Source organism: Plantactinospora sp. A48, assembly GCF_055793945.1.
Map to the genome: position 1 here is coordinate 13114 of NZ_JBTIXF010000005.1, position 11952 is coordinate 25065.

The window sequence follows — 11952 nt, forward strand, 5'->3', positions numbered from 1 at the left end:
CTTCGGACAAACCACCGCCGTGCTCGGCTGAGGCGGCCCGGTCGGGGAGACACTGTCTGCCATGCGTACCGACGTTCTCACGATCAACACCGGCTCCCGGCCCTGTGTCCGGGACATCACCGCCGAGGCGCGCCGGTTCGTCGCCGGGCAGGGCGACGGGCTGCTGCACGTCTTCGTGCCGCATGCCACGGCGGGGGTGGCGCTCATCGAGACCGGGGCCGGCTCGGACGAGGACCTGATCACCGCGCTGGACACCCTGCTGCCCACCGACCAGCGGTGGCGACACCGGCACGGTTCGCCGGGCCATGGCCGGGACCACGTGATGCCGGCCTTCGTCCCGCCGTACGCCTCGGTGCCGGTGCTCGACGGCGACCTGGCGCTCGGCACCTGGCAGTCGATCTGCCTGGTCGACCCCAACGGCGACAACCGCTCCCGCCAGGTCCGGTTCTCCTTCCTGCCCGGCTGACCGCCTCGCGCCTTCGCCGCCCCGGCTGACGGCCCCGGCTGACCGCCTCGCGTCTTCGCCGCCCCGGACCCTTGGCTGCGTCGATCAAGGCTTTTCACGGCACGGAAAGCCCTTGCGGGTGACCCGGACGCCTTGATCAACGCGGCGAGGGCGGGGGCGGTGTGGCAGGCGTTCCGGGGCTACGCTTCCAACGGTGGAGCCCGAGCCGATCGAAGCGCCAACCGCCGCCGCAGAAGCGCCAACCGCCGCCGCGGCAGCCTCATCCGCGGCCGTGCAGGCGGCAATCGCCGCCGTGACCGTCTTCCCGGACCGGGCCCGGGTGACCCGCCGGGGCCGGGCCACGCTGTCGCCCGGCGAGCACCGGGTTCGGATCTCCCCGCTCCCGCTCGGACTGCACCGGGACTCGCTGCGGGTCAGTGGCCGTGGTCCGGCCACCGTCCTCGGGGTCGACACGGCGATCCAGCGGGCCCCGCGCAGCACCGACGAGCAGATCGTCGAACTGACCCGACGTCGGGAGGAGCTGGTCGCGGAGCAGGCCGGCCTGGCCGACGCCGACGAGGTCGAGCGCCGCCGGGACGGCTTCCTGGCCGGAGTGACCCAACGGGCCACGGGTACGTACGCCCGGACGCTCGCCTCGGGCGATGCCACCCCGGATGACCTCGCCGGGTTCGCCGACGCGATCGCCGAGCAGACCGCCGGCGTTCACGAGCGGCGTCGCCAGCTCGCCCGGCGCCGGACGGAGCTGGACGAGGAGATCGCCGCCACCGACCGGTCGTTCCAGGAACTCGGTGCCAAGCACCAGCCGGACCAGCTGGCCGCCGAGGTGACGCTGTCGGTCGACGAGCCGGGCGGCGAGGTCGAGGTGGAGTTGACCTACCTGATCGATGGTGCCGGCTGGCAGTCCTCGTACGATCTCCGGCTGGTCGACGAGACGCTCGGGGTGACCTGGTTCGGACTGATCAGCCAGCGCACCGGTGAGGACTGGCCGGAGTGTGACCTGCGGCTGTCCACCGCCCGGCCGGCGGTGTCGACGGACGTACCCGAGTTGACGCCCTGGTATCTGGACCGGTACCGCCCGGTCCTGCCGCCGCCCGGTCCCGTACCCCCGGGCGGCGCGCCGATGCCGGTGGCCTTCGCCCCGGCCCGTGCCGGTGGCGCGGAACTGGCCACCGCCCAGGCGTTCAAGCAGGCCGTCGCCACGGCCGAGCAGGGAGTCGCGGCAGCCACCTACCGGCCGGCCCGGGTCGTGGCCGTGCCGGCCGACGGCAGCAGCCACCGGGCCACCGTCGCGGTGTTCGACCTGCCGACCCGGCTGGACTACGTGACGGCTCCGGTACGGGCGCCGGAGGCGTACCTGCGGGCCACCGTGCGGAACACGTCCCCGCACACCCTGCTGCCGGGTCGGGCGGCGGTGTTCCACGGCCCCGACTTCGTGACCAGCACCCCGCTGCCCAGTTGGGCGCCGGGCGAGGAGACCGAGCTGGCCCTCGGGCTGGACGACCGGGTCCGGGTCGAACGCGAGCTGGTCCGGCGTGAAGTCAGCCGGGCCACGCTCGGCTCGACCCGGCGGCGGGAGGTCGAGTACCGCGTCACGGTCACCAACCACACGCCCGGGTCGGCGGATGTCGTGGTGCTCGACCAGCTACCGGTGTCCCGCGACGAGGGCATCGTGGTCCGGGAGGTACGGCTGGATCCGCCGCCCGCCGGACGGACCGACCTGGGCGAGCTGACCTGGCGGCTCCGGCTGGCCGCCGGGCAGTCGGCGAAGCTCACCCTGGCGTTCCGGGTCGACCTGGCGAAGGGCGTGGAGCTGGTCGGCTGGCGCGAGTGAGCCGCTCGGCCCGGGCCCGGGCCGACCAACCTGACCGCCCGGCCCGGCCCTGGGCCGACCAACCTGACCGCCCGGCCCGGCCCGTTTCGGCCCGGCCCGCGCCCATCCCAGCTCAGCCCGGTCCGGCCCGCCCCCGTTCTGGCCCGGCCGGACCGGCTCCGTGAGCTCCCGGCTCAGGCCGAGGCGGCGGCCAGCTCGCCGCGCCGGATCTTCTCGACCAGGGCGTCCAGCAGGCCGCGCAGCAGGGTGGCGGTGGTCTCGTCCCGGATCGTGCCGTCCAGCTCCAGCTTCTCGTGCGAGTTCATCACGTGTACCTCGGGCTTGGTCACCACGGCGGAGTCGGTCCAGAGAAAGAGCTGGCGCAGCTGGAGCTGGGCGCGCACGGTACCCAGCGCCGTCGGGGCGGCCCCGGCGATGGCCACCGGCTTGTGGGCGAGCGGCGAGTGCCACCGGGTGACCGGGAACGTGGGCCGGGAGGCCCAGTCCAGGGCGTTCTTGAGCACCCCGGGTACGCCGTAGTTGTACTCGGGCGTCGCGATGAGCAGCGCGTCGGCGGCGGCGATGCGTTCCCGCAGGTCCACCACGGCCGCCGGCGGTGCCGGCTCGAGGTCCTGGTCGAACGGGGGGATCTCGCGCAGACCCGGGTAGATGTCGATGGCCAGTTCGGCCGGGGCGAGTCGGCTGGCGGCCCGGAGCAGCGCCGTGTTGAAGGAGTCCGTACGAAGGCTGCCGGACAGAGCGAGCACGGAATACTGCGACATCGGGTAACTCCCAGTGATGTAGCCCGCCGTTTAGCTGGGCAACGAATGATGTGGACAACAGTTGACCACCTAAACCATATTCGGGCAAGTACGATGTCAGGTATGGCGTACCCCACTCTGCCGACGGAGCGGTCGGCCCGGACCGACCGGTCGGAGGTGGCTGGTGACGTGGTGCGCCGGCTCACCCAGGTTGCCGGTGCCATGCGGCACTACATGGACCTGGACCTGGTACGACTCGGGCTGACCCCGGCCACCGCCCGGGCGCTGGACCGGCTCGATCCGGACCGCCCGATGCCGGCGCGCGACCTGGCCGAGCAGCTGCGGTGTGATCGATCCAACATCACCGCGCTGGTGGACAAGCTGGAGGAGGCCGGCCTGGTGACCCGCCGGGTCGATCCGGTCGACCGCCGGCTGAAGACCCTGGTGGTCACCGACGCCGGTCGCCGGATCCGCGCCGAGGTGCGGCGGGTGGTCACCGACTCCCGACTGCTCGGCGGACTGACCGACGACGAGCTGGCCGCACTGCGGGAGCTGCTGTGGAAGGTCTCCGACGGCGGTTGCCCCGAGGACTGCGACGAGGGCTGACCCGGGCCGCCACCGCCCAGGGGCGAGGGCCGGCTCCTGGCGACCCGGTCCGGGTTGCCGGCGCAGGGCGAGGACCGGTGCGCGGCCCGGCCCGAGGATCGATCGCGATTCCCTCCGCCGAAAAGCGATTCCCTCCACTGAGAAGACGGACAGCGCGACACGCCGGCCATCACCGAGCGTCATAGTGGTCGCCGGCGCCACGAATCGGTAATGCTGTCCGGCGTGACGACCCCTCAAGATCTCGACGAGCGGTTCCGGGACGAGGTCGCGGCGCTGGCCGGGCCGGGCGTGCGGCGCGTCCCGGCGGAGCCCGTGCGGTCCGGATCGGGGTTGACCGGGCAGCGGGCGCGGGAGCTGTTCGACGCCCAGGCCACCAGCCGGCACCTGGACCTCGCGGCCCGCTGGCTGCGCAGCTTCGGGGAGGGGTACTACACGATCTTCTCGGCCGGGCACGAGGCCAACGCGGCGGTCGCCGCGGCACTGCGACCGACCGATCCGGCCCTGCTGCACTACCGGTCGGGGGCGTTCTACTGCGTACGGCTCGACCAGGCGGCCCAGTCCGGGGCGACCCTGGCGGACGGGACGCCCGAGCGGTTGCCGGGCTGGGTAACCGCCGCCGCCCGGGATGTCCTGCGCGGGGTGGTGGCCTCGGCGCTTGATCCGAACTCCGGCGGCCGGCACAAGGTGTTCGGCAACGCCGCCGCGGCGGTCATCCCGACCACCTCGACAATCGCGTCGCACCTGCCGCGCGCCGTCGGTATCGGGCTGGCCATCGAACGGCAGCGCCGGTTGGCAGCCGAGGCCACCCGGACCGCCCCGGCAGCATCGCCGGCGGGCAGCCCCGACGAACCGTCGGCGGGCAGCCCGGACAGTCTGGACCAACCGTCGGCGGGCAGCCCGGACAGTCTGGACCAACCGTCGGCGGGCAGCCCGGACGGACCGTCGGCGGCAGGCTCCGAGGCGCCGGTGGCGGTCGGCTCCGACGGATCGCCGGCCGCCGCGGCGGACGTACCGCCGGGTGGGGATGCGGACGAGCCCACCGGCGGACCACGCTCGCCGTGGCCCTCGGACGCCGTGGTCGTCTGCTCGTTCGGCGACGCTTCGGTCAACCACGCCAGCGCGACGGCGGCGCTGAACACGGCCGGCTGGTGTGACCACACCGGACTGCGGGTGCCGGTGTTGTTCGTCTGCGAGGACAACGGGTTGGGCATCAGCGTCCGGTCCCCACGGGGCTGGGTCGAGGCGACGCTACGGGCCCGCCCGGGTCTGCGGTACTTCGCCGCGGACGGCGCCGACCCGGCCCGCGCGTACGACGTGGCGACCGAGGCCGTGACCTGGGTACGGCGGCACCGGCGGCCCGCGGTGCTGCACCTGAACGTCGTCCGGCTGATGGGGCACGCCGGCGCGGACGCCGAGCAGGCGTACCGGTCGGCTGCCGAGATCGCCGCGGACCTGGACCGGGATCCGCTGCTGGCGACCGCCCGGCTGCTCGTCGACGCCGGATTCGCCACCGGCGACGAACTGCTGACCCGGTACGACGAGATCGGCTGGGAGGTCCGCCGGGTGGCCGAGGAGGTGCTGGGCGAGGAGAAGCTGACCGGCGCGGCGGAGGTGGCCGCCCCGTTGGCGACCCGCCGGCCGGCCCGGACCGCTCGGGCGGTGACCGAGGCCGGTGACCGGGCGGCCGGACCCGGTGCGGCGGCGCGGTCGGTGGCCTTCGACGGCCGGCTACCGGAGCGGGAGGGTCCACTCACCCTGGCCCAGGCCATCAACGCCACCCTCACCGATGCCATGCTCGGCAACCCGGCGATGGCGGTGTTCGGCGAGGACGTCGCGGTCAAGGGCGGCGTGTACGGGGTGACGAAGGGACTGCGCGACCGGTTCGGCGCCCCCCGGGTGTTCGACACGCTGCTCGACGAGACGTCGGTGCTCGGGCTCGCGTTGGGTGCCGGGCTCACCGGGCTGCTGCCGGTCCCGGAGATCCAGTACCTGGCGTACCTGCACAACGCCGAGGACCAGTTGCGGGGCGAGGCGGCCACCATGCGGTTCTTCTCCCGCGGGGCGTACCGGAACCCGATGGTGGTCCGGATCGCCGGACTGGCCTACCAGGAGGGCTTCGGCGGGCACTTCCACAACGACAACTCGCTGGCGGTGCTGCGCGACATCCCCGGTCTGGTGGTCGCGGTACCGGCCCGCCCGGACGACGCCGCGGCCATGCTGCGCTCGTGCCTGGCCAGCGCGCAGGTCGACGGGACCGTCTGCGCGTTCGTGGAACCGATCGCGCTCTACCACACCCGGGACCTGTACGCCGCTGGCGATGGCGAGTGGCTGGCGTCGTACCCCAAGCCCGAGTCCTGGGCCGACGGCCACGTGCCGATCGGCCGGGCCCGGGTGTACGGAGTCGGAACGGCCGGCGACCTCACGATCATCACCTTCGGTAACGGCGTCCGGATGTCACTGCGGGTCGCCGCGCGGCTGGCGGCCGAGGGCATCGGCTGCCGGGTGGTGGATCTGCGCTGGCTGGCTCCGCTGCCGGTGGTGGATCTGGTCCGGGAGGCGAACGCGACCGGCCGGGTGCTGGTGGTGGACGAGACCCGCCGGTCCGGCGGGGTGGCCGAGGGGGTGATCGCCGCCCTGGTGGATGCCGGATATGTCGGTTCGGTTCGTAGAGTGGCCTCCGTGGACTCGTTCATCCCGCTCGGGCCGGCCGCCCGTCAGGTTCTGGTCACCGAAGACGCCATTACCGAGGGTGCCCAGATGCTGCTGGCAGGGTAAATTCCTCTGCACCCCGGTGCGCCACTTGCGCGCCGACAGACAACTGTGTGAACTCTGCCTGTCGGCGTTGTACCGGCGCCGGGCAGCGAAGACGAGGAGGCATGCGACAGTGAGCGCGACCGCGGGTCAGGCCGCCGACGGGGTGCGGAGCCTGGCGGACCGGTTCGGCATCGAGCCGGGAATGGTCGTCATGGAGATGGGGTACGACGAAGACGTCGACCAGGATCTCCGGGACGCCCTGACCGATCGTTGCGGGGAGTTGGTCGACGAGGACACCGACGAGGTGGTCGACGCGGTGCTGGTGTGGTACCGGGACGGCGACGGTGACCTCTTCGAACTGCTCGTCGACGCCCTCGGCCCGCTGGCCGACAACGGTGTGGTGTGGCTGCTGACCCCGAAGGCGGGTCGGGACGGTCATGTCGAGCCGAGCGAGGTCAGCGAATCGGCGCCCACCGCCGGCCTCCAGCAGACGTCCACGATCAACGCCGGCCGGGACTGGAGCGGCGCCCGCCTCGTGCTCCGACGCGGCAGCAAGGGCAAGAAGTAGCCGCCTCCGACGGCGGGTCCACGCGGCCGCCTCCGACGGCGGGTCCACTCGGCCACCTCCGACGGCGGGTCCACTCGGCCGCCTCCGACGGCGGGGGCCCGCTCGGCCGCTCGGCCGGGCGTGGCAGGCTGGGCATCAACCTGCGAGGTTCAAAGGAGTACGCATGCCCATCGAGGTTGGTGCCGAGGCGCCGGACTTCGTCCTGAAGGACCAGAACAACCAGGAGGTCCGGCTCTCGGACTTCCGGGGACAGCGCACCGTGCTGCTGGTCTTCTACCCGCTCGCGTTCACCGGCATCTGCCAGGGTGAGCTGTGCGAGGTGCGAGACAACCTCAACGAGTACGTGAACGACGACGTCCAGGTGTTGACCGTCAGCGTCGACTCGGTCTACAGCCACAAGATCTGGGCGGAGCGGGAGGGTTACCAGTTCCCGCTGCTGGCCGACTTCTGGCCGCACGGAGCGGTCGCCCAGGCGTACGGGGTGTTCAACGAGGTGGCGGGCATCGCCAACCGGGGCACCTTCGTGATCGACAAGGCCGGCGTGGTCCGGTTCGCCGAGATGAACATGCCCGGCGAGCCACGGGACCAGCAGGGCTGGCGCAAGGCCCTGGCCGAGGCCGTCGCGGCCTGAACCGGTCCGCCTCCGCAAGATCGACAATAACCGGGCCGTACGGGCGGCCGGCGGCGTGGCACGGTAAGCTGGCCGCCGCCGGTCCTGCCCGTACGGGCGCCCGGGCGCGTAGCTCAGTGGGAGAGCACTCGCCTTACAAGCGAGGGGTCGCAGGTTCGAAACCTGCCGCGCCCACCACGTACCACCGATGGTTGGATCGCTGGTGTCGACCGTCGGGGTGGCGGACACCGATCGTTGCCGCACCGTCGTCCCGGCCCGTCCCGTCTGTCGACGCCGGCTGAAGTTTTCAGGCGGAGCCCCGTCCCGTCCCGTCACCGTCCCGTCCCGTGCGGTGCCGTGCGGTGCCGTGCCGCGGTCAGGCCCGCACGCGACGATATGTCCACCTGACCAGCAGGGCGGCGCCCCAGAGCGCGATGGCCCAGCTCGTCGGCGGAGTCCAGGCCGCCAGCCAGCCCGCACTGTCGGCACTGCTCAACGGAGCCCGTGGCGATGTTCCCGGCGGAGGCAGCACGGCGTAGGCGAGGGCGGCGAAACCGCACAGCACCGGTGCCGCGACGCGACGTAGGGCGATGGCCGCGAGCAGGCCCGCCACCAGCCAGAGCGAGGTCCCGGACAGGAGTGCCGCGGCGCTGGTTGCCCGGTCGGCGGGGGAGGCCGGCTCGCCGAAGAATCCCGCGGAGGCGATCAGGGCCACATAGAACGACCAGGCGGCCCCGGGCAACGCCAGGATGAGCGGCGCCCACTGCGCGGCCCAGTGACTCCGGTCAGCGGGAGCTGCCGGCTTCGGTGGGTTCGCTCCGGCCCGCTCTCCACTTCGGTGCTCGATCATGCCCCGACCCTAGGCCGGTCGAACCACTCGGTCGGATCCCCCGATGCCGTTCTGCGCCGCTGTTCGTCCCAGAGGCCGAGAAGAGGTCAACACAACTTCGGCGAAGTCGGGGTGTCCTGAGGCATTGGACCCCCCGAGTTCGCCGAAGTTGTGTTGACCTTGCTGGGTGGTGGGGGTTTGTCGGGCGTGACTCTGGTGGTGGCGGCGTCGTCGTGACCAGGGCTTCGGCGGCCTGCCCGGGGCCGACGGCGAATCGGATTATCGCTGGTAGGGTCCGCCAACGTGATCTTGTCAGCCGGATTGAGTGGGCTCGGTCGAACCTGTGGGCCTGGTCAGGCCAACCGATCCGGTGGGCCCGGTGGGATCGGTGAGACTTATCGGTCTGGTGGACCCGGTCGGGTGGAGAGAGCTGGTCGAGCCGGTCGGTCGGGTCTAATCGGCGGGCCGGGGCGGTCGAGGGGACCGAACCCGGCGTGATCTCCGCGTTCGGCCCGATCTGGATCCTGACCATCCTCGGGTACGCGATCCGCCGCGCCGGTCTGCTCGACGGCTCGGCGTCGGCGGTGCTCGGCCGGTTCGTGTTCCATCTGGCGATGCCGGCCGCCCTCTACCTGACCCTGTCCCGGCTGCCGCTGGCCGGCTTCGTCGGGCGGTCGCTGCTGGCGTTCGCCGTCAGCACCGTCACCGTGATCGGCCTGGGCTGGATCGCGGCACGCCGGCTGCTGCGCCGGCCGCCGGGCGAGGATGTCATCTGGGGGATGGCCGCCGGGTACGTGAACTCGGCGAACCTGGGCATCCCGATCGCCACCCGGGTGCTCGGCGACGTGTCGTTCCTGGTCGAGGTGGTGCTCGTCCAGTCGCTGCTGGTGACACCGGTCATCCTGCTGGCCCTGGACCGGGCCGCCGATCCCGAGCGGCGGATCCGGTTCGGCCGGCTGCTCACCATGCCGCTGCGGAATCCCGTCATTCTCGGTTCGTTCCTCGGCATCGTGGCGTCGGCGACCGGGTTCCGTGCTCCGGGCGTACTCGCGGACAGCCTGTCGTTGCTCGCCGCCGCGGCCGTGCCGGCGGCGCTGGTCGCGCTCGGCGCCTCGCTGCATCGCCGGGGGTCAGCGGCCGAACGGCCGAGGCGACCTGGTTCGAAGGCCGCACGGGCCGATCCGGCGGGAGAACCCGGCACGACCGCCGAAGCCGAGCAGACCGCCCGGGCCGAGCAGACCGTCCGGGCCGAGCAGACCGTCCGGGCCGAGCAGACCGTCCGGGCCGAGCAGACCGTCCGGGCGGACCTGGTGGGGCAGCTCGGCCGGGCTGCCGAGCGGGCCGACCCGTCTGAGGGGTTGGGGCAACTCGGGCGGGCTGCGGAGCGGGCCGACCCGCCCGAGCGGTTGGCGCAACTCGGCGCGGTCGCCGCGGCGAAGCTGGTCGTTCAGCCGCTGGTGGCGTGGCTTGCCGGCCTGTTGCTGCGGCTACCCGACACCGAACTGCTGGCCGTGGTGGTCTGCGCCGGCCTGCCCACCGCGCAGAACTCGTTCATCTTCGCCAGCGGGTACGGCCGCGCCGAGATCCTGGCCAGCCGGGCCGTGATCGTCACGACCGCCTGCTCGCTGGCCACGCTCGCTGTCATCACCGCGCTGCTGCGATAGCCGGCGGGTTCCAGCACCGGTGCAGGCGAACCCCGTACCGGTTCAGATCGGCTCGTCGCGACCGCGCAGGGCATTGCGGACGGTGGCTGGGACGCGCAGCCGGTCATCGGCGTACAGGCGTCGCAGCTCGTCAAGATTGTCGTCCGGCTCGACGGTGAGCCGGGCCAGCTCGTCGAAGAGCGCGGCCAATTCGTCATCGACCGGATCGTTCGGTCCAGGCATCGCACCCCAGCAGTCCCAGGGCAGCAACTCGACGCCCAGCAGCGCGGCGGCGTCCCGCATCAGGTTGCCGGCAATCCACCAGGCACCGCTCTCGTTGAGACCGCTCAACCCGAAGGCGTCCGGGTCGGCCCGGCCGGCCCGGCACAGCGCCCAGGCCACGCCGGCCACCAGGAACCGATCCCGGGGTACGTCGGTGACGTCGAAGTCGATCGAGAACAGTTCCCGCTGCCGCTCGTCGAGCTGCGCGTCGACCAGGATCCACCGGCCCTGCCCAGCGTGCCAGTACTCGCCCACCCAGTGGTCCTCGTACCGGCCGTCCACGAAGTAGTCGCCGAAGCCGCACCGGGCCCGCGCCGGTACGCCCCGGTGGCGCAGGGCGGTCACCAGCAGCACCGAGAAGTGCCGGCAGTTGGCGGCCATCCGGCGCTCCGGGGAACGGGGTACGGTCAGCGGCCGGTCGTCGAGTTCGACGATCCGGGCGAGCAACCGGTCGGCCGGGCGAACATGTACCGGCGCCCGGTCGGCGTCGGACAGGGTCACGTCGTACGCCGGCGCGATGTGCTCGTGGATCAGCAGACCGTGCTCCACGGCGGCGATCCCTCCGACATCCTGCGGCAACGGATCGAGCAGCCGCCCGTACCCGCCGGCGGAGGTCATCGGTCCGGGCCGCGCGTAGTGCCGGAGGATCGACGGATCCACGCTCGTCATGTCCGCTCCTGTCGCTGTCGCTGTCGCTGTCGCTGTCGCTGTCGACGTCGGCACCGCGCCGGGACCAACATCGCGGGTGCGGCGTCGGCACCGTGCCGCGACCCCGCCCGACCCGTGCCGCGGCGCGGCGTCGACACCCTGCGCGACCCCGCCGGACCCGTGCCGAGGGGAACGACGTCGACACCATGCCGGACCCGTGCCGGACCCATGCCCGACCTGTGCCGGACCCGTGTCGGGATGGTGTCGGGGACCGTTCCGGTCCCATGGTGGTAAGGCGTCGGGAGCCGGCTCGGATCGCCCAGTCGATCCGTACCACGAAGAAGGATGACAAATTTCGGCTCGGGTGTCCTCCCGTCGGGTGCCCTGGGCGACGCGTTGGTGAGAGCGCCGCCGGACGGACGGCGGACGACGACAAGAGGAGACGACCATGCAGCGGATCACCCCGTACCTGTGGTTCGACGGCCAGGCCGAGGAGGCCGCGAACCAGTACGTGAGCATTTTCAAGAACTCCCGCGTCCTACACGTCCAGCGGTACGGCGAGCACGGGCCGGGCGAGCCGGGGACCGTCATGGTGGTGGAGTTCGAGCTGGACGGGCTGCGGTTCGCCGCGCTGAACGGCGGCCCGCAGTACACGTTCAGCGAGGCGACCTCCTTCCAGGTGCCCTGCGAGACACAGGACGAGGTGGACGAGTTGTGGGAGCGGCTCACCGAGAACGGTGGTGAGCCCGGCCCGTGCGGCTGGTTGAAGGACCGGTTCGGCCTCTCCTGGCAGATCGTTCCCACAGTGCTGCCCGAACTGCTCAGCGACCCGGATCCCGAACGCTCGGGTCGGGTGCTGCGGGCGATGTTCGGGATGAGCAAGCTCGACATCCAGGCGCTGCAGGACGCGTACGACGGCAAGCCCTGACTCTGGTGCCGCGCCGCGCCGGGGCGTTAGGAAGGGCCCCTTCCTAT

The 11952-nt window shown here is 72.4% G+C and carries 11 protein-coding genes and 1 tRNA gene; 9 read left to right on the plus strand and 3 right to left on the minus strand.

Annotated elements, in window-relative coordinates; translation table 11 throughout:
* Nucleotides 1–61 precede the first annotated feature (61 nt).
* Together ACXN5W_RS04385 and ACXN5W_RS04390 are read left to right on the plus strand one after the other, a co-directional pair.
* The gene (locus tag ACXN5W_RS04385; protein WP_473156833.1) at nt 62–466 is read left to right on the plus strand and encodes a YjbQ family protein; all 405 of its coding nucleotides are present in this window, start codon (nt 62–64) and stop codon (nt 464–466) included.
* Nucleotides 467–659: 193 nt separating this feature from the next.
* Complete coding sequence (locus tag ACXN5W_RS04390; protein WP_473156834.1) at nt 660–2297, plus strand: mucoidy inhibitor MuiA family protein; 1638 nt, start codon at nt 660–662, stop codon at nt 2295–2297.
* 173 nt (nt 2298–2470) lie between these two features.
* Here the strand turns inward: ACXN5W_RS04390 and ACXN5W_RS04395 are convergent, their stop codons facing one another.
* Nucleotides 2471–3058, minus strand: a complete 588-nt coding sequence (locus ACXN5W_RS04395; RefSeq protein WP_473156835.1) for an NADPH-dependent FMN reductase — start codon at nt 3056–3058, stop codon at nt 2471–2473.
* A 102-nt stretch (nt 3059–3160) separates the two neighbouring features.
* On the opposite strand from ACXN5W_RS04395, the gene ACXN5W_RS04400 reads away from it, so the two are divergent.
* The 5 genes from ACXN5W_RS04400 to ACXN5W_RS04420 all read left to right on the plus strand — a co-directional run bounded on the left by ACXN5W_RS04400 (nt 3161) and on the right by ACXN5W_RS04420 (nt 7773).
* Entirely contained in the window at nt 3161–3643 is a 483-nt protein-coding gene (locus tag ACXN5W_RS04400) for a MarR family winged helix-turn-helix transcriptional regulator (protein WP_473156836.1), read from the plus strand.
* Nucleotides 3644–3853: 210 nt separating this feature from the next.
* Nucleotides 3854–6418, plus strand: coding sequence for a transketolase C-terminal domain-containing protein (locus tag ACXN5W_RS04405; protein ID WP_473156837.1), 2565 nt, complete (start codon nt 3854–3856; stop codon nt 6416–6418).
* A gap of 109 nt (nt 6419–6527) precedes the next feature.
* Nucleotides 6528–6965 carry a DUF3052 domain-containing protein gene (locus tag ACXN5W_RS04410; RefSeq protein ID WP_473156838.1) on the plus strand — a complete coding sequence of 146 codons (438 nt, stop codon included), beginning with the start codon at nt 6528–6530 and terminating at the stop codon, nt 6963–6965.
* Nucleotides 6966–7128: 163 nt separating this feature from the next.
* Entirely contained in the window at nt 7129–7596 is a 468-nt protein-coding gene (locus tag ACXN5W_RS04415) for a peroxiredoxin (protein ID WP_473156839.1), read from the plus strand.
* 102 nt (nt 7597–7698) lie between these two features.
* Nucleotides 7699–7773, plus strand: a tRNA-Val gene (locus ACXN5W_RS04420).
* 178 nt (nt 7774–7951) lie between these two features.
* Here ACXN5W_RS04420 and ACXN5W_RS04425 read toward each other — a convergent pair.
* Nucleotides 7952–8425, minus strand: a complete 474-nt coding sequence (locus ACXN5W_RS04425) for a hypothetical protein (RefSeq protein ID WP_473156840.1) — start codon at nt 8423–8425, stop codon at nt 7952–7954.
* 473 nt (nt 8426–8898) lie between these two features.
* Here ACXN5W_RS04425 and ACXN5W_RS04430 point away from each other — a divergent pair, with 473 nt between their 5' ends.
* On the plus strand, nt 8899–10068 hold the full coding sequence (locus ACXN5W_RS04430; RefSeq protein ID WP_473156841.1) for an AEC family transporter: 1170 nt from the start codon (nt 8899–8901) through the stop codon (nt 10066–10068).
* 42 nt (nt 10069–10110) lie between these two features.
* On the opposite strand, the gene ACXN5W_RS04435 is transcribed toward ACXN5W_RS04430, so the two are convergent.
* Nucleotides 10111–10998 carry a transglutaminase-like domain-containing protein gene (locus tag ACXN5W_RS04435; protein ID WP_473156842.1) on the minus strand — a complete coding sequence of 296 codons (888 nt, stop codon included), beginning with the start codon at nt 10996–10998 and terminating at the stop codon, nt 10111–10113.
* A gap of 427 nt (nt 10999–11425) precedes the next feature.
* Here ACXN5W_RS04435 and ACXN5W_RS04440 point away from each other — a divergent pair, with 427 nt between their 5' ends.
* The gene (locus ACXN5W_RS04440; protein WP_473156843.1) at nt 11426–11905 is read left to right on the plus strand and encodes a VOC family protein; all 480 of its coding nucleotides are present in this window, start codon (nt 11426–11428) and stop codon (nt 11903–11905) included.
* Nucleotides 11906–11952 lie beyond the last annotated feature (47 nt).

Coding starts and splice junctions, on each gene's coding strand:
- ACXN5W_RS04385 (WP_473156833.1), top strand. CDS start 62: ATGCGTACCGACGTTCTCACGATCAACACCGGCTCCCGGCCCTGTGTC.
- ACXN5W_RS04395 (WP_473156835.1), bottom strand. CDS start 3,058: ATGTCGCAGTATTCCGTGCTCGCTCTGTCCGGCAGCCTTCGTACGGAC.
- ACXN5W_RS04400 (WP_473156836.1), top strand. CDS start 3,161: ATGGCGTACCCCACTCTGCCGACGGAGCGGTCGGCCCGGACCGACCGG.
- ACXN5W_RS04405 (WP_473156837.1), top strand. CDS start 3,854: ATGCTGTCCGGCGTGACGACCCCTCAAGATCTCGACGAGCGGTTCCGG.
- ACXN5W_RS04415 (WP_473156839.1), top strand. CDS start 7,129: ATGCCCATCGAGGTTGGTGCCGAGGCGCCGGACTTCGTCCTGAAGGAC.
- ACXN5W_RS04425 (WP_473156840.1), bottom strand. CDS start 8,425: ATGATCGAGCACCGAAGTGGAGAGCGGGCCGGAGCGAACCCACCGAAG.
- ACXN5W_RS04435 (WP_473156842.1), bottom strand. CDS start 10,998: ATGACGAGCGTGGATCCGTCGATCCTCCGGCACTACGCGCGGCCCGGA.
- ACXN5W_RS04440 (WP_473156843.1), top strand. CDS start 11,426: ATGCAGCGGATCACCCCGTACCTGTGGTTCGACGGCCAGGCCGAGGAG.